This is a genomic window from Bacillus sp. FSL W8-1127, from assembly GCF_038006725.1.
In the GTDB taxonomy this organism is placed as follows: Bacteria; Bacillota; Bacilli; order Bacillales; family DSM-4216; genus Bacillus_O; species Bacillus_O smithii.
In genome coordinates this window covers 509,114-528,913 of the sequence record NZ_JBBOVU010000001.1, presented here as the reverse complement: position 1 = coordinate 528,913, position 19,800 = coordinate 509,114, and the positions used below count along the sequence as shown (strand labels likewise).

Below are 19,800 nucleotides of genomic sequence, written 5' to 3'. Positions count from 1 at the left end.
AAGTGAACATCCCTCCAATCCATCAAAAAAGAGATTGGAGAGATGCCATTGTATTTAACTAACCTGCCATAAACCAACTGCGTAAAGTAGATTAACGATGATCCCTAATAATATGACCGCTATTGGCCCAACAGCCAATTCAACCAACGGTTTTGATGCCATTCGGTTGATTAAATAAAATCCAATGACCCAAAAGAACCCGATTCCTGGAGCAATTTTTTCCGCTGCCATTGCACTGCCGATTAATATAGCAATTCCGAGAACATCTGCCAATGAAGTTCGAATATGCTCTCCCATCTCTCGTATGCCAGGTAATTTATCCATACTTTTTGAGACTGCTGATAATGATATGACCTCCAAGTACATGACTAAAGCACCCAACACAAATGCTAAAATCGGTATATCTCTGAAAATAAGACCGACTGCAAATACTAATGTCGTACCAGCTAAACCATAAACCCCCGTTACAATAGCAGTTGAAAAAACTAAAGGAATAAATCCGATCGCACGTGCAAATGTAGCAATGGCTGCCTCTGTATAAAGACCTTTATTAATCAATGCTTGAGGCATTGCATCAACTGCTAAAATCAACATGGAAGATGTTAAAGAAACAAGTCCACCCATTAAAGCTAATAACCAACGATTCTTCTTAATTCGATTTACACGTTCATTAAAAATATTAACTAAATCGGCATTTGTAGTATCCTCTCCTCCTTTAACTCTAGAGGCATAATAAACCATCATTAACATTCCTATTAATAACGCCATTCCTTCCGGGCTAAGGGAAATATCGTATCCTGCGACTTTAAATGTTCCAAACTTTTCGAATAACAAAAAGGAGGCTAAAGTGACAATCGCCGTGACAGCAGCTTTTTTTAAACCGTGCTGATACCCAATGGCAATAGCAGGAAATACTGTAAATGCAATAATAATCGGATTACCAATAAGACTTAAAGAATCTATGAAATTTACTGGAAGCATGTTAAATAAATCTACTACAAATTGCAAACCTAACACTATTCCTATACTATAAACAGCACCGAGAACTCCGGCTGTAACCATTCCTATTTTATTATCCGGAGTCCAAATGCCAATTATGTCGCACGCTAATAAAATACTATGGCCAATAATAATAGTAGCTCCTATAGAAAGAGGGATGCCGAAGCCGACTATTAATCCAAAACTCAATGCAAAACTAGTTGCAGCCAGTTCTCCTCTTGTCATTCGATTTTCAAGGTATTCAGGCATGATAGGACGCAACCCGTCATTAAACACCGCTACTCCGCGATTTACAAGAATAGAACCTAACGCACCGACAGCGACTATGACTATACATTGAATGAAATTAAAATCCATTCTACTCACCTCTGGTTATTCATTTTTATACTCAACTTTCGCACATAGTTAGACATTGCCCGATATAATTAGGTGGAAAATGCCAACCTTTTCTTCATTGATTTTTCAAAATGCCCCAATCCAAAAAACTTCTTGTTGGCAAGTGCTCGAAAAGGATCAGTCAGTGTATGTATGACAGTGATGTAATCCTTGTCTTGCACATCTTCGCAAAACTATCAAAAGGTTTGCCAATGGATCTTCTTCCGATATCATCCATCAAAATCATGTAAAAACAGTGATTGTATCAATCATCAACTTGTCAAGCGGCCTTGAAACTGCTTGCCTAAGTTTTAAGGGATACGGATTTAAAAAATACTTCATATCAGATCATTTGGGCAAGGCTGTATCAGCACTTAAAAGTGCAAGCCATTCACTTCGTTTACAGAACTGCGGACAAAAAGAATGTTAGTGAACGTAAAAAACGATAAATAGTATCTTTTTTACGCAGATTCGCTGATTTTTATTTTGAAACACTGGAAAAATCGGTTTACAAACGGGAATAGCCTATATATTTCTTGATATTAGCCTCTCTTAGATGATATATTTAACTATGAAATTTCTTTTGGTAATTGCGTAAAGTAGGTTTCTTTCATTACCATTTAAATGACACCTTTTTTCTTTTGTTAAAAGTTTCGTCACCCATATTTTCTAAAAAGAAAAAGGTGTTTTTCTTTTTATTAATCACATGTTCCAAAAAAACAATTTGCATTTTTACAGAGATTGAAGTGAATTCCATCAAATGTTTAGAAAAAATAAAACTGCGAAAGCTGATTATTTTAATAAAGCAGGAATTAGTATATTCAATATATTTTTTGAAGATGATGCCGTAAATCCAAATGCAATTTTGCCATCATTCACTTCCTTTTCAATTTCTTCCTTGGTTTTTATGGTACTTGGAGATGCCAAAGTAACGCATTTATCTTTGCCTAATAATGCAATTGCCATTGCAAGCGCTCCACCTGATCCGGTTTCACAGGCACCAATATAATAGTCAGCTTTTTTGTTTTTTACAGCCATAACTGCTTCCAAATCACTTTTAACGGATACTTCTACATTATTTCCTCCGATTTCTTTAACTTGCTTTTCAATTGCTTGTTTATTCAACTGTCCACCTATTACAATTCTCACCATAGGAAACCCCTCCTATTTATTTGATTCAATAACTCGATGAAGATGCAGATAAAAATAGATACGCTCTCCTTCAGGGAGTTCTTGGCCAACCAGTGAATTTACATGGTTTATAATTTCTTCTATATCCTCTTTATAAGGCGTCTCATTCACTTCATTCATGATTGTATTGGAAGGACCATCTTCGCATTCACCCCTTTCCATTCTAGTTAAAGCCATTGACATATGTGTCCATAACATTTCCGAGTTTTCAATTGCCTTCTTTTTGAATTTTTTTGATAAGTAATCAAATGTATTTAAAGTTAGATGAAAAGCTTTTTGTGTAATAACACTGCTTGTTAATAAAATAGTTAACTTTTCTTTCACTTGAATGCTATTCACTATTACTCAACCTCCAATATACTGTATTTAGTATTTTGTTTTAAAAAATTTTATTTTTCATTTCATGCGTGAAAACGTTTTAATAGTGTCTTATACTTTATGACTTTCGGATCCCGTAAATGATAAATTAATGTTTTAATAGCGTGGTATTTTTTCCCCCTTTTCAACACTATTTTGTATGTCCAGTATTTTTTGAATATCAACTGAATCCCACTTTTCTGCTATTTCTTGTTCCCTATCACCATCAATCACAATAACAGCTTCTGTTGTGTCTCGGGAAATTTTCTTCGCTTTCGCTGATTGAAAATCGATTGCTTGAAATGTTTGATTCATTCTTTTGTCATCGACATTCCAAACAGCTACATCAATTTGTTTTGAATTAAGCATATCGAATAACTGCATATAATTGACATTGACATATTCGACATTCCTGTTTTCAAATTCAGCAAATGTCAGCTGCATTTGATCTGGAGACTCCATATCCACGCCAACTTTTAATTTATCATTAGTTACATTATTATCTGAATCAGCTAAGAAAATCTTATGCGCGGATACATAACTGTTGGCTCCAAATTTCTTGAAAATTTTTAAATTTGGATATTCTGAAATGATATTATCTGCTGTCATCTTAGAAACAATTGCAAAATCACTTCTCTTTGTCCGAACCGCCTCAATTCGATTCAACCCGCCGCGCATATAAATTAAGTTTATTGTTTTTCCGGTTGATTCAAATGCTTCCACTATTCCTGTCGCTAATCCTTCATATTTCCTTGAATATGGAAGCGGCATAGAGCCGATTAATGGGGCGATACCGGCAATCTCAAGCAATAAATTGTTATCCTTGCCAATTAGATACGTGCCTAAATGGCCTCTGGCCTCCAATTTAATCGCTTTCATTTCCACCAATAAATTTAATGCGCTTTGTACAGTTCCCCTGCCAATGGATAGTTGGGCGCAGTAGTCAGAGATACGAGGAATTTTATCTCCAACTTTTAATTTTATCAATTCTTTGGCAATATTTTTTGCTGCTAAACCATTTTTAGAATAAAATTTTTCCCACATACTCTATCTTCCTTAAAAAACAGTATACTATATTCTGTACAGTAAATTATAAGCAATTCCTATTAGATTTGCAATAGGTATTTATAAATAACAAGACATTAAAAATGATTTTATAGATTAAGACACATACTTATAGTATTTCTTTGACATTATCACGCAAATTTTCTTCTTAATTAATTTTTAATTAATTTTCTTTTGGTAATTGCGCAAAGTAGTCTTTATTCGTTATCATAGTGGTGACACCTTTCTTTTGGATTTGGTTTCGTCACCAATATTTTACCAAAAGAATAGGTGTCTTTCTTTATGTTTTAAAAAATGTCAAATGATAATTTTGTACTTCCCAAAACCATTTACATCAAGCATTTAAACAAGATTTTGGACTGCGAAAGCTGAGATATAATATATTCATGCCAAAAATAGTTGATCATGATAAACAAAGGAAAAAAATTGCGGAAGCGACATGGAGAATCATTACGAGGGAGGGAATTGAAAAAGCAACCGTCCGCAATATTGCGAAAGAGGCTGGAATTTCTGTTGGTTCCTTACGCCATTATTTTTCTACCCAGTCAGAACTGTTGGCTTTTTCGATGAGGCTCGTTTCCGAGCGAGTGAAAAAACGAATTGAAGGAATCGATTTTTCTTGTCCCCCTCTTGAAGGGATAAAACGTCTAATACATGAAGTTTTGCCGCTGGAAGAAGAAACAAAAAAAGAAATGGAGGTGTGGTTTACTTTTACCCAAAAGGCATTATGGGAGCCTGAACTTCAGCCATTAAGCAATCAAGTATACCACGAGTTTCGTTCCGCAATTAAACTAATCATTGAAACGTTGTTAAAACTTGAACTTGCACGGCCAAACTTAAATGTAGATTTAGAAGTGGAGCGTCTTTATGCGCTTATTGACGGTTTAGCGATACACATCATTATGCAACCAAATCATTTAACGCCGGAAATGGTTGAATCGATTGTGGATCACCACTTGAGATCTCTTTGTAGATGAGAAAACAGAGAGTATTTACCGCTAAATATTTTGATTTCAGGTTTTTTATAAAAACCTGTGTAACTTCAAATCAGCCATCGGAATCTTCCGCGAACAACCGCAACTGATAGTGTTGCGGTTATTTAGTTTGTCGACAAAAGCCAGCCTGCTTATGAAGCAAGTTAGGTAAAAATAAGCAGAAAAAGTCTCGACAAGTTGACCGAACGATGAAAGAGCCCTACGATTTCAAATAAAAATAGCAGTGCAAAATCAATGCAAAATTTTTTCGAATTCTACAGGATTCTTTCGGAATCTCGGAAAAATGAAAAACGACCGCAAATGCGGTCGTATCAGGATTTCGCAAGTTTTATTCGCATGTTATCGGATACTTAAAATGGAGACGGTGGGAGTCGAACCCACGTCCAAAGGTATCACCACTTAAGCGTCTACGAGTGTAGTCGACATATTGTGTTTCGCTCTATCGTCGGCCTGTCGACGGGCTTCGGACGAGCTAGCCTGATTGGTCTCTTCCTTCATCCTCAGGCGGCGGAATCCGGCGTAGCCCACTTCAGATGAACCCCTCGACTTCCACATGGGCGATGGAAGGAGGAGCCTTTAGCGCAATTAAGCAGCTAAAGCGTAATTGTTTTGTTTGCCAGTTATATTTAAGTTGACGTTGATGACGGAGACGATCCCTCCGACTCGCAGCTTAAGCTCTGATTACCCCTGTCGAATCCGTAACGTCCCCTTATAATAAAGAGAATGTTTCGGAAGCTCTGGGAATATCGAGAGCTTAATGCTTGTTTCAACTGGCTCTTGCAAGAGTTATTATATCATAATAGGCGTATAATTCAACCGGGATGAACTTCCAATTTTCCAACTTGCGGTACGACCCTCCACTTCTTTACTTATCGAAGTGGAGGCTTTTTCCCGAGTGATGGACTGCATCCAAAGATCGCTTGAAAAGTATCGATTCTGGGCAGCCTGTATGTTGGATGACGAAACGAGTTTCACCGTCTGGAAGTTCAAAAGAATATTAAAACTGCTGACGAGCTTTAAACGCACGCTCAATTTCTCGTTTTGCTTCTTTCTTTTTCAAGTCTTCGCGTTTATCCCATTTTTTCTTCCCTTTGGCCAGACCGAGAAGAATTTTGGCATAGCCGTTTTTTATATATAATTTTAACGGAACAAGCGAATAGCCTTGTTCTTTTGTTTTCCCGATTAATTTCAAAATTTCTTTTTTATGCAGCAAAAGCTTTCGAGTACGAAGCGGGTCATGATTATAGCGGTTTCCATGTTCATATGGGCTGATATGCATATTGTGAAGAAAAACCTCGCCCTTTTGGACGCGGGCAAATGAATCTTTTAAATTGACACGGCCAGCGCGGATCGATTTAATTTCCGTTCCTTGCAGCACGATGCCCGCTTCATACGTTTCTTCAATAAAGTAATCGTGCCTTGCTTTCTTATTTTGTGCGACAACTTTTCCTTCCCCTTTTGGCATATGATTCCCCCCTTGCTGGTTTCTTGATCTTTTGTCCAAAAGGCTATCAGGAAAGATCCGGCCTCTCTATCTCAAAAAACCTATTTCATTCACTGACTAAATTCTTGTCAGTCCACCTTTATTTTCGTTTTCGCCTTTTGCTTTTTGACTTTGCGACATTCTCGTAAAATTTCTTTTTCTTTTTTTTGGGCGGCCGCGTTGACCATTCTTCCTCCGAATTCAGCTGAGGACCTTTTTGTTTTCCTTTTTTGGAACGCACTTTCACCACTTTCGGCGCTTCCGTCATTTTTCTCTTCTTAACGTTTTTCATGCCGACGATTTCAAAATCGACCGAATGTTCCTCTTTATTGACATTGATGACGCGGACCGTGATTTCATCGCCGATCCGATACACATTTCCAGTCCGCTCGCCGATCATCGCATAATGGCGTTCATCGTAGTGATAATAATCATCGGTCATATACGAAACATGGACAAGACCTTCAATGGTATTCGGCAGTTCAACAAATATGCCAAAGTTCGTAACGGAACTAATAATGCCGTCAAATTCTTGGCCGATTTTATCTTCCATAAATTCCGCTTTTTTAATTTCGTCAGTCGCTCTTTCGGCATCTACTGCCCGTCTTTCTCTCTCGGAAGAATGCTCAGCGATTTCCGGAAGCCGCGCTCCCCATTTTGCACGTGTCGCTTCGTCCATTTTCCCTTCGATTAAATAAGTGCGGATAAGCCGGTGAACAATTAAATCCGGATACCGACGTATCGGAGAAGTAAAATGGGTGTAAAAATCGGTAGACAAACCAAAGTGTCCCAGACTTTCCGGATAATATTTTGCCTGCTGCATGGAGCGAAGCATCACAGTCGATACGACCATTTCTTCCGGCTTTCCTTGCACGGCTTCAATGATTTCCTGCAACGCCCGCGGATGAACGGAATTGGCCGTTCCTTTGACGACCAGACCGAAATTCGTAATAAATTCGAAGAATCGCTGCAGTTTGTCTTCTTTCGGATCTTCATGAATCCGGTAAATAAACGGAACATCAAGCCAATGAAAATGTTCCGCCACTGTTTCATTGGCTGCCAACATAAATTCTTCGATCAGCCGCTCCGCCACGGAACGTTCGCGCAGCACGACATCTACCGGTTTGCCGTTTTCATCGACAATCACTTTCGACTCTTTAAAATCAAAGTCAATGGCTCCTCGCTTCATTCGTTTATTACGGAGAATTTCGGCCAATTCGGCCATTCGTTCAAACATAGGAACAAGAGGTTCATACCGTTTCCGCAATTCTTCATCTTTGTCAACGAGAATGGCATTGACATCCTCATAAGTCATTCGTTCCGTTGTGCGGATGACGCTTTCGAAAATTTCGTGGCTGACCACTTCTCCTTGTTCATTGATTTCCATTTCACATGAGAGAGTAAGGCGGTCCACTTTCGGATTTAAAGAACAGATTCCGTTGGACAGCCGGTGCGGGATCATCGGAATCACTCGGTCAACCAAATACACGCTTGTCCCCCGCTCAAACGCTTCCCGGTCAATAGGAGAGCCTTCTTTCACGTAGTAGCTGACATCCGCTATATGAACGCCTAATTTGTAGTGTCCATTGTCCAATTTTGTGACAGTGACGGCATCATCCAAGTCTTTGGCATCCGGTCCATCAATCGTCACGATCAGTTCGTTCCGCAGGTCCCTTCTGTTTCGAATTTCCGATTCGTCAATGGTGTCGGGCGTTTCATTGGCCTGAGCCAATACTTCATCCGGAAAGCCTTCCGGAAGTCCAAACTGATGAATAACCGATAAAATATCCACTCCCGGATCGTTTTTATGGCCGATAATCTGAATAATTTCTCCTTCGGCGCTTTTTCTTCCTTCCGGATAAGAAGTGATCCGGACCACCACTTTATGACCGTCCACTGCCCCCATATTGGCTGTTTTCGGAATAAAAATATCACTGGAAAACTTGCGGTCATCCGGAATTACAAACCCAAAATATTTGCTGTCCGAGTACGTACCGACCAGATCCTTGACGCCTCTCTCCAAAATTCGGACAACGGCTCCTTCTCTGCGCGTTCCTGATTTTTGATTGGAAACACGGACAAGCACTTTGTCTCCGTTCACCGCTCCGTTTGTGTCGCCGGGAGGGATAAAAATATCATCCATTCCCGGTTCTTCCGGGATCAAAAAGGCGAATCCCTTCGGATGACCGGACAGCTTTCCACGGATTAAATTCATTTTTTCCGGAACTCCATAGCGGTTGCTTCTTGTTCGAACGACAAGCCCTTGCTCTTCCATGTAGACAAGCGCTTTGACAAAATCTTTAAACTCTGATGAATCCTCAATTTCAAATGCTTTTTCAAGTTCTTGGACAGTGAGCGGCTTGTAGGCGTCTTCTTTCATATAGGTCAACAGCCTGTCCACATGCTCTTGAATGGTTGGATCCATTTTCATCCCTCCTTAGGACTTAAAGCCCCGACGGAATTTATACTTGCCAATCAAGACTTTCTAAAAATTGATAAATATCTTCGTGAAGCTGCTCTTTTTCTTTACCAAGTGTAATGACATGGGTGGATTGTTCATACCATTTTATGTGTTTCACCGGAGATTGGATTTCATTATAAATAATATTGGCCGAATCCGTGTTGATCATTTCATCATGTCTTGCTTGAACAACAAACGTTGGGGCATATACGTTATCCACATTTTCACGGACATCGGCAATAAGATTTTGAAGCTCTTTTAATGTGTTCATAGGAGTTTCCTTAAAGGCTTCTATTTCTTTTTCAATTTGCTCCTCCGATTTTCCTTCCAATTTTTTATAGTTGCGGGCGTATTCCACAACTCCCTTGTACATAACTTCTTCGCTTTTAATATACATAGGTGCACACATGGGAATGATTCCCTTCACAGGTACAGTGTAACCTAATTTCAAAGAAAATACACCGCCGAGCGACAGGCCGGCAACGGCAATTTCCTCATAGCCTTTGCTTTTCAAAAAATCATAAGCTTTTACAACATCCTTCCACCAGTCTCTCGGCCCTGTTTTCACCAGCTCTTCCGGAGGCACTCCATGGCCTTTATAATGGGGGGCATGACTGGTATACCCCTTTTTCTCCAAAAATCTCCCCAGCATACGCACATCCGATGAATTTCCGGTAAAACCATGCAGCAATAATACCGCTCTCGGCCCCGCTTCAAAGAAAAACGGCTCCGGCCATTTAATTTTCATGATGACTTCTCCTTTCTTCATGAATCCAAATGTTTTACTGCCGCTGAAAAAAGTTCTTTTCCTCTAATCAATCCGCCTTCTCAAGAGTCCTCTCTAGTTCAAACTCTCTCTCATGATCCTCATGTTGACACCCTAGTCCACAAAATGGCGATGTTGGCGATCATCATGAGAAGCGAATGGATGAGCTTTTCAAGAGAAAAGCCTAACCACGAATGGTCAGGCCGGAAAATTCGCAATGTTATATCGTTCTTAAGATCAGTTAGCTGCAGACAACCGTTCATTTCCACAGCGTCTCGCTGCCGTTACCATCCAAGATAAGCGATCGCAATGGTAATCGCGAAAAACAAAATGGACAATACAACCGTAATGCGATGCAAAACCAAATCAACACCGCGCATTTTCTGCTTTCCAAAAAGCTGTTCTGCCCCGCCGGTAATGGCTCCGGAAAGGCCGGCGCTTTTTCCCGATTGCAGTAAAACGACCACGATGAGCGCGATGGAAACGACTACTAGTGCGATGGTTAAAAATGTGTGCATGATTCCCCTCCATAACAACGAACAAACGATTAGTTTCATTTTACCACAAGGGTCAGGAAGAAGACAAATAAGAATCATGAAAAAGGCTGACTCATTGAACGGGTCAACCGTGATGAGTCAGCCTTTTGAAAATGGATGAAGGATTAGTGTTTCAGATTATAGAATGCCTTCAAGCCAAGGTATTGAGCAGTATCTCCCAATTTGTCTTCGATGCGAAGCAATTGGTTGTATTTCGCTACGCGGTCAGTGCGGGACGGTGCTCCCGTTTTAATTTGGCCGGCATTTGTAGCCACGGCAATATCCGCGATTGTGCTGTCTTCTGTTTCACCAGAGCGGTGAGAAACAACAGCCGTGTATCCTGCGCGTTTTGCCATTTCGATTGCATCAAATGTTTCCGTTAAAGTACCGATTTGGTTTACTTTAATTAAGATGGAGTTGCCGACACCTTTTTCGATACCTTGAGCTAATTTTTTCGTGTTTGTAACGAACAAGTCGTCACCTACTAATTGTACTTTTTTGCCAAGGCGTTCTGTCAGCATTTTATGGCCTTCCCAGTCGTTTTCATCCAAGCCGTCTTCGATCGAAATGATTGGGTATTTAGAAATCAATTCTTCATACCAGTCTACCATTTCTTCGGATGTTTTCGCTACGCCTTCGCCATCCAGATGGTATTTTCCGTCTTCATCGCTGTAAAGTTCAGAAGAAGCAACGTCCATTGCCAATTTCACTTCTTCGCCTGGTTTGTAACCCGCTTTTTCGATTGCTTCAATAATGGTTTGCAGCGCTTCTTCATTGGATTTTAAGTTTGGTGCAAAACCACCTTCGTCACCAACTGCTGTATTGTAGCCTTTTTCTTTCAACACGGATTTCAGATTATGGAAAATTTCCGCTCCCATGCGCAATGCTTCACGGAAGTTGGATGCACCAACCGGCATGATCATGAATTCTTGAATGTCCACGTTGTTGTCCGCATGGGCACCGCCATTTAAAATGTTCATCATAGGAACTGGCAATTGTTTTGCGTTGAAGCCGCCAAGATATTGATAAAGTTCAACGCCTAGAAAATCAGCTGCAGCACGAGCGACTGCCATGGAAACACCAAGGATGGCATTAGCGCCTAATTTTCCTTTATTTTCTGTTCCGTCCAGTTCAATTAACAGTTTGTCAATTCCGACTTGATCTGTTACATCATGACCGATCAGTTCAGGGGCAATGATTTCATTTACATTTTTAACCGCAGTCAATACCCCTTTTCCTAAATAGCGTGATTTATCACCGTCGCGCAGCTCCACAGCTTCGTATTCACCAGTGGAAGCGCCGGATGGAACAAGCGCACGTCCAAATGCACCAGATTCCGTATAAACTTCTACTTCTACTGTTGGATTACCGCGAGAATCTAATACTTCACGAGCATAAACTTCTGTAATGAATGGCATTTGAATCTCTCCTTTTTATTTAATTTCTAAATATTAATGTTTAATAATCGATTGGCCTGTCATTTCTTTAGGCTGTTTTATTCCTAAAAGATCGAGCATGGTTGGCGCCAAATCGCCTAAAATACCGCCATCGCGCAATTCCAATCCTTCTTTTGTCACGATAACCGGTACAGGATTCGTTGTATGGGTCGTCATCGGCTTGCCGTCAAGCGTTACGACTTCGTCCGCATTTCCGTGGTCAGCCGTAATAATAGCGACGCCGCCTTTTTCTAAAATAAGGTCAACTACGCGTCCTAAACATTCGTCAACTGCTTCCACCGCTTTAATGGTCGGCTCTAGTTTACCGGAGTGTCCAACCATATCAGGGTTGGCAAAGTTTAGGATAATAGCATCAAATTTGTCTGCCTCGATTTCTTTCACAAGCGCATCAGCCACTTCATAAGCGCTCATTTCCGGCTTAAGATCGTAAGTGGCCACTTTTGGAGAATTGATTAAAATCCGTTCTTCTCCTGGGAATTTTTCTTCTCTTCCGCCGCTCATAAAGAAAGTAACGTGCGGATATTTTTCCGTTTCAGCAATACGCAGTTGTTTTAAACCGTTTTGCGATAGAACTTCCCCGATCGTGTTATCCAAGTTCGTCGGTTGGAAGGCCACATATCCTTTTACCGTTTCGCTGAAGTGAGTTAAACATACGAAATAGAGATTTTTCGGTGCTTTCGGACCGCGATCGAATTCACGGAAATCTTCGTTTGTGAAAGCATTGGAAATTTGAATCGCTCTATCCGGTCTGAAGTTGTAGAAAATAACGGCATCGTTGTCTTGGATCGTCGCAACCGGTTCTCCGTTTTCTTTCACCATCACAGACGGAATGACAAATTCGTCATAAATGCCGTTTGCATAGGAATCATCCACTAATTCAAACGGATCTTTATATTTTGGACCTTCGCCGTAAACCATCGCATCATACGATTTTTTCACACGGTCCCAGCGTTTATCGCGGTCCATGGAATAATAGCGTCCGGAAATCGTTGCGATTTCGCCGACTCCATATTCTTTGATTTTTTCGAGCGTTTGTTCAATATACTTTTTCGCTGTTTTTTGGCCAACATCACGACCATCTAAGAAAGCATGTATATATACTTTTTTCACGCCTTCTTTCGCAGCGAGTCTCAGCAAAGCAAACATATGGTCAATATGGCTGTGGACCCCGCCGTCGGATAAAAGGCCGAATAAGTGAAGGCTTGTTCCATGTTTTTTCACATGGTTCATCGCTCCAAGGAATGTTTCATTACGGTCAAATTCCCCTTCGCGAATCGCAATATTCACTCTCGTTAAGCTTTGATAGACAATCCGACCAGCTCCGATATTCAAATGACCTACTTCCGAATTTCCCATTTGCCCGTCAGGCAAACCAACCGCTTCTCCGCTTGCTCTCAATGTCGCATGCGGATATTTGTTCCAGTAGCGGTCAAAATTCGGTTTTTTTGCTTGTGCTACGGCATTTCCTTTCACTTCATCCCTTAGACCAAAACCATCCAAGATGATTAATGCAACTGGTGCTTTACTCATGACTGCCTGCCTCCAGTAATTGTAAGAAAGATTTTGGATCAAGGCTTGCGCCTCCGACTAATGCACCGTCAATGTCCGGTTGTTTCATAAACTCTGCAATGTTTCCTGGTTTTACGCTTCCGCCGTATTGGATGCGGATTGCTTCCGCCGCTTCTTTTGAAAATTGTTCAGCGACTACTTGGCGAATGTGAGCGCAAACTTCGTTGGCATCTTCTGCCGTGGAAGATTTGCCCGTTCCAATCGCCCAAATAGGTTCATACGCAATAACGGTTTGTTTCACTTGCTCTTCTGTTAAACCTTGCAACGCTTTGCGGACTTGATCGCCGACCAATTCTTTTGTTTGTCCGCTTTCTCTTTGTTCCAACGTTTCCCCTACACAAATGATCGGGATTAAATGGTGACGGAATGCTGCCAACGCTTTTTTATTGACCGATTCATCTGTTTCATTAAACATTTCCCGGCGTTCTGAGTGACCAATAATGACATATTGTACACCCAATTCTTCCAACGCTTTCGGACTGATTTCACCGGTAAAAGCGCCGGATTCTTCGAAATGCATGTTTTGAGCGCCGATTTTGACCGGTGTTCCTTGGACCGTTTTAATCAATTGATCCAGAAAAAGCGCCGGTGAACAAATGACGCTGTCCACTTTCTCTTCGCCAGGTACGGAACCTTTTACTTCGTTGGCAAATTGAAGAGCTTCCGTGAGCGTTTTATTCATTTTCCAGTTTCCCGCAATAATGGGTTTTCGCATGGTTTTTGCCTCTCCTTTCTTTTGCGACTTCCATTACTTATCGTTAAGAGCGACAACGCCAGGAAGTTGTTTTCCTTCCATAAATTCCAGAGAGGCGCCTCCGCCTGTCGAGACGTGATCCATTTTATCAGCTAAATGGAATTTTTCCACTGCTGCCGCTGAATCACCGCCGCCGATAATGGTAAAAGTATTTTCGGCATCAGCAAGAGCTTGCGCAACAGCTTTTGTTCCTTCCGCAAACTTATCCATTTCGAATACACCCATTGGTCCGTTCCAAATCACCAATTTGGAATTTAAAACGACTTCACGATATTTTTTGCTTGTTTCCGGTCCAATGTCTAAAGCTTCCCAATCAGAAGGAATTTCCTCAATGCTGACTACTTTTGTATTGGCAGTTTCAGAAAAGTCGTCTGCCACGACAGCATCGATCGGCATATAGAAGTTAACGCCTTTTTCTTCGGCTTTTTTCATAAAGTCTTTTGCCAGTTCAATTTTATCCTCTTCCAGCAACGACTTGCCCACTTCATAGCCTTTTGCTTTAACGAACGTGTAAGCAAGACCGCCGCCGATGATTAAGTTGTCGACTTTATCCAAAAGGTTGTCGATGACGCCGATTTTATCTTTTACCTTTGCTCCGCCGATAATGGCCGTAAATGGACGATCCGGATTAGAAAGCGCATTGCCGAGAGCTTCTAATTCTTTTTCCATCAAAAATCCTGCCACGGCCGGCAAATGTTTCGCAATCCCTTCAGTTGAAGCGTGAGCGCGATGGGCAGCACCAAAAGCGTCATTCACATAAATATCTGCTAATTCAGCAAACGCTTTTGCCAGTTCAGGATCATTTTTTTCTTCTCCGGGATGGAAACGAACATTTTCAAGGAGGAGAATGTCGCCGTCTTCCATTTTCGCGATTTCTGCTTTCACTTCATCGCCATAAGATTCATTCGTTTTACGAACATCTTTATGAAGAAGCTCGGAAAGGCGTTTTGCCACCGGTGTCAGGCGCATTTCTTCCACCACTTGTCCTTTCGGGCGTCCAAGATGGCTAGCAAGGATCACTTTTGCCCCGTTTTCGGACAAATATTGGATCGTCGGGAGTGCAGCTCGAATTCTCGTATCATCCGTTATGTTTCCGTCTTTCATCGGAACGTTGAAATCAACGCGGCAAAAAACTCGTTTTCCTTTTACATCCACGTCTTTAATCGTTTTTTTATTCATAGCAAAAGGCCTCCTTGGTTTCGAAGATTTTCCAGCCAAGATTTTTCATGAAAACGGGGAGGGGGGATGAATCCCCCGCTCCCCCTTTCATCCCACTCTTATTATAGATGTTAGGATTTCAATTTCCAATATTCTTCAGTTTATATTAAAGACCTTTTTGAGCGATGTAATCCACAAGGTCAACTACGCGGTTAGAATAACCAAATTCGTTGTCATACCAAGAAACAACTTTCACAAGGTTTCCTTCGATAACCATTGTGGAAAGAGCATCGATAGTAGAAGATTCAGTTGTTCCGTTAAAGTCGCGGGAAACAAGCGGTTCTTCAGTGTAAGCAAGGATGCCTTTTAATTCGCCTTCTGCCGCTTCTTTTAATACAGCGTTTACTTCTTCTACTGTTACTTCTTTGTCAAGTTCCGCAACTAAGTCTACAACGGAAACGTTTGGAGTAGGCACGCGCATAGCCATACCGTTTAATTTTCCTTTTAATTCAGGCAATACAAGCGCAACAGCTTTTGCAGCTCCAGTCGTAGTCGGAATGATAGATTGAGCAGCTGCACGAGCACGACGATAGTCTTTATGCGGCAAGTCTAAAATTTGTTGGTCATTAGTGTAAGAGTGAACGGTTGTCATCATACCGCGGCGAATGCCGAATTTGTCATTTAACACTTTTGCAAATGGAGCTAAGCAGTTTGTTGTACAAGAAGCGTTCGAAATAACATGATGTTTTGCAGGATCATATTTATCTTGGTTAACACCCATAACGATCGTAATATCTTCTTCTTTTGCAGGTGCGGAAATAACCACTTTTTTAGCGCCTGCTTCTAAATGTTTTGCTGCATCTGCACGTTTTGTGAAACGGCCAGTAGATTCTACTACTACTTCTACACCAAGTTCTCCCCAAGGAAGATTAGCAGGTTCGCGTTCTGCCACAACTTTAATGCGTTTTCCGTTTACTACTAAAGAATCTCCGTCAACGCCTACTTCAGCATCAAGAGTGCCATGAACAGAGTCATATTTTAAAAGATGCGCCAACATATTGGCATCTGTTAAATCGTTGATTGCAACAATATCCACATTTGGGTTATTTAATGCTGCACGAAAAACATTGCGTCCAATACGACCAAAACCATTAATTCCAACTTTTACTGCCATTTTAAAAATTCCTCCTTCATAGTTTCAGGATGATGGTAAAATTTATCCTTTAAAAAGGGTTAAATCCCTTTTAAAAGCATTTTTGCTGCTGCTTCATCTGTAATGAGCACCGTTGATTTAGGCGCGCTTTTCAAATAAGCGAAAATCGCTTTACCTTTAGAAGCGCCGCCAGCTACCGCAATGACATCTTTGGCCTTTGATAAGTCTGACAGCTGCAAACCGATAGTGGAAACTTTATGTACTACTTTTCCTTCTTCATCAAAGTAGTAGCCAAAAGCTTCTGCGACTGCCTTTGCTTTGACGAGTTTTTCCATCTCCGCCGGGCTCGTATTTCTGCGTTTTGCCATAACCATAGCATCACCGATGCCATGGAGAACCATATTGGCGGATGATATCAACGTCAAAATTTCCTTAATCGGTTTTTCCTTCATCAATGAAGCATACACTTGTTGGCTGACTTGGTCCGGTGCATAGAAAACCCGGTATTTTTGGCCCGTATTCTTTGCCATTTTGGCGCAAATATAATTGGCTTGATTGGATACATCTTCGCCAATGCCACCGCGAGCAGGGACAAACATGATTTTTTTATTGGAAAAATCGGGTGTCAGTGTTTCAGCAACAGCCGCCATCGTAGTTCCACCTGTTACGGCAATGATATTTTCTCCCAATAATCGTTTTTTGATACTTCGGGCACATGCACGCCCCATTTCTTGTTTTACCCAAGGAGAAGTATCGCTGTTGCCGGGCACAATAAACACAGCTTGGATTTGAAAATATTCCTTAATCCTGTTCTCCATTTGGTTAATTCCCGAAATTTCCCGCATCACGTCTTCAATTTCACGCAAAATGGTTTTCCCTTCGTCGGTAATCACCATTCCGGTGGAGCGAATCTCAATCAGATGCTGATTTTTCAAAAATTCAACTTCGCTGCGAAGCACCCTCTCCGTCAAGCCGACTGCTTGGGCCAAAGTACGCCTTCCTACAGGGCCGGACAACCAAATGGATCTTAAAATTTCATAACGTTTTTGCATGATTTGCAGCAGGTCCGGTACTAGCTTTTTTTGAACTTCAAGAAATGTACTCATTCATGCTTTGACTCCTTTATTCAGTTGGACATTTTTAGTCCCGCATAGACTTATTATGTCCCACCTGCTGTAAAAAAAATGATCCCTGCTTGCAATTTTATTGTAGCAAGGATATTGGAAGAAATCAACGCTGAAGAACACGATTTTACAAACCCTTCCTATTTCGTTAACAATATTGAAATATTTTTTATTTAAGCCGTCCCAACAACGTGGGGTAATCAACACGTCCGTACTGGATCATTTCGCCGTCGTATTCGACAACGGGTATCATCATGCCGTACTTTTCCATCCATTCATCCTTCTCTTCAATATCCCGTTCTTCTATTTTCAATGGTACTAATTCGCCGACAAGCATCAAATTCATTTTTGCTTCCAAACATAACGGGCAATCTTTCTTTGTATAAAGCACTATATGTTTCACGGTCGTTCCTCCTGTTTCATCCCAATTGGTTCCACCAATCATCATAGGCAACCTCCCTTTTGTGGAAACGTCATTTAATCCGCTTTTATCATCGATCAATCTTTCGTTCAACCTGTTTTGCGAGACATTCCGTTCCGACAATCCCTTGTCATCGAGAAGCATACATTGAAACATCATGATTTTCCTTTTCAATATTAAAGCTGCGAACCAATCCGTATTTGTTTTTTCGATTCAGTCATCCGGACGGACGATCGTCATGACTCATATCGCTTTCTTTTGGATGACGAAGGGATATGCAGTTGATCTCGATATTTAGCGACTGTTCTTCTTGAAATCATAATTCCTTCCATTTTAAGTCGATCACATATTTCTTGGTCGGAAAGCGGGTGTTTTTTATCTTCCTGCGCTATCATGTTTTCGATCAACCCTTTCACCCGTCGGCTGGATATTGCCTCGGCGTTGTCTCGGGCAGGTACGGCGTTAGTGAAAAAATAGCGAAGTTCCAACGTACCATAAGGAGTTTGCATATACTTTCCCCTCACAGCCCTGCTGACGGTTGATTCATGAATTCCGAGTTCTTCCGCAATTTCCTTCATTGTCAAGGAAGTTAAATTTTGCGGTCCTTTCAAAAAGAAATCCCGCTGTTTTTCCACTATTTTCAATCCAACTTTTTGAATGGTGTCTCTCCGCTGCTCCAAACTTTTCAGCAGCCATTGATAATCTTGGAATTTTTCTTTTAAAAACATTTTCAACTCTTGGTCATGATTGTTGGAGACTTCTTGAAAGTATTCTTTTTGAAAGACAATTTTAGGCATTGTCTCATCCAAAAATTTCAATTCTATTTTCTCCCCGTGTATCGACACGGACATATCAGGGATAATATATTCATTTGACCGGCTCGATTGAAAAGCCGCTCCAGGACGAGGATTTAACGTTTGAATATAATCTGAGGCTTTTTGAATGTCGGACAATTCCACTTTTAATGTTTTGGATAACCCTTTCCATTTTTTCTCTGCAAATTCATGAAAGTGGAAGCGGATTATTTGTTTTGCTAACGGAGGCGCATTTGTATCTCTATCCATTTGCAGAAGCAGGCAATGCTGGAGATGGTATGCACCGACACCGGCCGGCTCCAGTTCTTGAATGATCGAAACAGCTGTTTGTACTTCGTCCACCGATGTTTTCAGCAAAGCAGCCGCTTCTTCCGGACGGATGGTTAAATAGCCGTTGTCATCTAAGTTCAGCAGCAAAAAATCGAGCACTCTCTGAATCGTTTTTGACACTTTAATTCCGGACAGCTGCAAACGCAAATAATCCGCAAGCTGATAAGAATGATCGGCAATTTGTTCAATCCAATTTTTATCGTCATGAATCCTTTTCGTCTGCTTGCGGCTTCTCCACCTATCGAAATATTCCATCGGCGGAGTCTCTATCTGAATAAACGGATTTTCCATCGTTTTTTCTTCTAAATATTCCGCCAACTCTTGCGAGGAGTATTGAAGCAGTTCAATCGCTTGCGACAGTTCTTGAGTCATCGCCAGCTTCTGCGTTTGCTGAAGCCAAAGCCCGCTTTTCAATTGCATACTCATGTTTCTCCCTCCTCCTTATTGTTGTTTTACAATATATGATCATTCACGATTCATGTTTTAAAAGCGCTTTCATTTATTATTTTATAAAGATATCCACCGAAAATGAACTATTTTTTCAAAAAATCCATTTTTTCGACAATATTCAACCTTCCCTGTCAACGGAAAACGGGTGGACCAAAAAAGCCTATCCATCCAGCTGCCCAAATCGCAAAAAAGCCTTTTGCCCCACCCCGTCCTATCATCAAACTAAATAACACCTGCAGACCGAATGTAATTCCAATCGATCGGGAAAATAAAATACGAACATCGCCATATGTAACAAAACCCCCAAAAATTTTTCCCTTCATTTTTGTTTCACTTCACGG

At 41.0% G+C, this 19,800-nt stretch carries 18 protein-coding genes and 1 other RNA gene; 1 reads left to right on the top strand and 18 read right to left on the bottom strand.

The genetic code is table 11. From position 1 onward, the window contains the following. Positions 1-54: 54 nt before the first annotated feature. From NST12_RS02535 to yhfZ, 4 genes are all read right to left on the bottom strand, one after another. Complete coding sequence (locus NST12_RS02535) at positions 55-1,356, bottom strand: YhfT family protein (RefSeq protein WP_327825118.1); 1,302 nt, start codon at positions 1,354-1,356, stop codon at positions 55-57. A gap of 810 nt (positions 1,357-2,166) precedes the next feature. Then, positions 2,167-2,526: a DUF2620 domain-containing protein gene (locus NST12_RS02530; protein WP_063388786.1), complete on the bottom strand. Its 360-nt coding sequence runs from the start codon at positions 2,524-2,526 to the stop codon at positions 2,167-2,169. Positions 2,527-2,538: 12 nt separating this feature from the next. Further along, positions 2,539-2,904: a PRD domain-containing protein gene (locus tag NST12_RS02525; RefSeq protein WP_341028347.1), complete on the bottom strand. Its 366-nt coding sequence runs from the start codon at positions 2,902-2,904 to the stop codon at positions 2,539-2,541. Between the two features lie 135 nt (positions 2,905-3,039). Continuing rightward, a complete protein-coding gene (gene yhfZ, locus NST12_RS02520) occupies positions 3,040-3,966 on the bottom strand; it encodes a GntR family transcriptional regulator YhfZ (RefSeq protein ID WP_327825120.1) in 927 nt (308 codons plus the stop codon). 407 nt (positions 3,967-4,373) lie between these two features. Between yhfZ and NST12_RS02515 the strand changes: the two genes are divergently transcribed. Further along, positions 4,374-4,964, top strand: a complete 591-nt coding sequence (locus NST12_RS02515) for a TetR/AcrR family transcriptional regulator (RefSeq protein WP_003353505.1) — start codon at positions 4,374-4,376, stop codon at positions 4,962-4,964. Between the two features lie 371 nt (positions 4,965-5,335). On the opposite strand, the gene ssrA is transcribed toward NST12_RS02515, so the two are convergent. From ssrA to NST12_RS02445, 14 genes are all read right to left on the bottom strand, one after another. Then, positions 5,336-5,691: a transfer-messenger RNA gene (gene ssrA / locus NST12_RS02510) on the bottom strand. Between the two features lie 288 nt (positions 5,692-5,979). Then, the gene (smpB, locus tag NST12_RS02505; protein ID WP_048622616.1) at positions 5,980-6,447 is read right to left on the bottom strand and encodes an SsrA-binding protein SmpB; all 468 of its coding nucleotides are present in this window, start codon (positions 6,445-6,447) and stop codon (positions 5,980-5,982) included. A gap of 118 nt (positions 6,448-6,565) precedes the next feature. Next, positions 6,566-8,890, bottom strand: coding sequence for a ribonuclease R (gene rnr, locus NST12_RS02500; protein ID WP_341100138.1), 2,325 nt, complete (start codon positions 8,888-8,890; stop codon positions 6,566-6,568). Between the two features lie 37 nt (positions 8,891-8,927). Further along, positions 8,928-9,674 (bottom strand): alpha/beta hydrolase, encoded by a 747-nt coding sequence (locus tag NST12_RS02495; protein ID WP_048622614.1) that lies wholly within the window; start codon positions 9,672-9,674, stop codon positions 8,928-8,930. Positions 9,675-9,976: 302 nt separating this feature from the next. Continuing rightward, entirely contained in the window at positions 9,977-10,210 is a 234-nt protein-coding gene (secG, locus tag NST12_RS02490; protein WP_003353512.1) for a preprotein translocase subunit SecG, read from the bottom strand. 143 nt (positions 10,211-10,353) lie between these two features. Then, the gene (gene eno, locus NST12_RS02485; RefSeq protein WP_003353513.1) at positions 10,354-11,646 is read right to left on the bottom strand and encodes a phosphopyruvate hydratase; all 1,293 of its coding nucleotides are present in this window, start codon (positions 11,644-11,646) and stop codon (positions 10,354-10,356) included. Positions 11,647-11,679: 33 nt separating this feature from the next. Further along, the gene (gene gpmI / locus NST12_RS02480) at positions 11,680-13,215 is read right to left on the bottom strand and encodes a 2,3-bisphosphoglycerate-independent phosphoglycerate mutase (protein ID WP_003353514.1); all 1,536 of its coding nucleotides are present in this window, start codon (positions 13,213-13,215) and stop codon (positions 11,680-11,682) included. Next, on the bottom strand, positions 13,208-13,969 hold the full coding sequence (gene tpiA / locus NST12_RS02475; RefSeq protein WP_048622612.1) for a triose-phosphate isomerase: 762 nt from the start codon (positions 13,967-13,969) through the stop codon (positions 13,208-13,210). Before tpiA ends, gpmI begins: the two co-directional genes overlap by 8 nt. Before the next feature lie 33 nt (positions 13,970-14,002). Further along, positions 14,003-15,187 carry a phosphoglycerate kinase gene (locus NST12_RS02470; protein ID WP_341100134.1) on the bottom strand — a complete coding sequence of 395 codons (1,185 nt, stop codon included), beginning with the start codon at positions 15,185-15,187 and terminating at the stop codon, positions 14,003-14,005. Between the two features lie 145 nt (positions 15,188-15,332). Then, on the bottom strand, positions 15,333-16,340 hold the full coding sequence (gene gap / locus NST12_RS02465) for a type I glyceraldehyde-3-phosphate dehydrogenase (RefSeq protein ID WP_003353519.1): 1,008 nt from the start codon (positions 16,338-16,340) through the stop codon (positions 15,333-15,335). A 59-nt stretch (positions 16,341-16,399) separates the two neighbouring features. Beyond that, entirely contained in the window at positions 16,400-17,425 is a 1,026-nt protein-coding gene (locus NST12_RS02460; protein ID WP_341100132.1) for a sugar-binding transcriptional regulator, read from the bottom strand. A 187-nt stretch (positions 17,426-17,612) separates the two neighbouring features. Next, positions 17,613-18,020, bottom strand: coding sequence for a glutaredoxin family protein (locus NST12_RS02455; protein WP_307190432.1), 408 nt, complete (start codon positions 18,018-18,020; stop codon positions 17,613-17,615). Positions 18,021-18,100: 80 nt separating this feature from the next. Beyond that, complete coding sequence (rpoN, locus tag NST12_RS02450) at positions 18,101-19,435, bottom strand: RNA polymerase factor sigma-54 (RefSeq protein WP_445662319.1); 1,335 nt, start codon at positions 19,433-19,435, stop codon at positions 18,101-18,103. Between the two features lie 155 nt (positions 19,436-19,590). Next, positions 19,591-19,782 carry a hypothetical protein gene (locus tag NST12_RS02445; protein WP_341100130.1) on the bottom strand — a complete coding sequence of 64 codons (192 nt, stop codon included), beginning with the start codon at positions 19,780-19,782 and terminating at the stop codon, positions 19,591-19,593. Positions 19,783-19,800 lie beyond the last annotated feature (18 nt).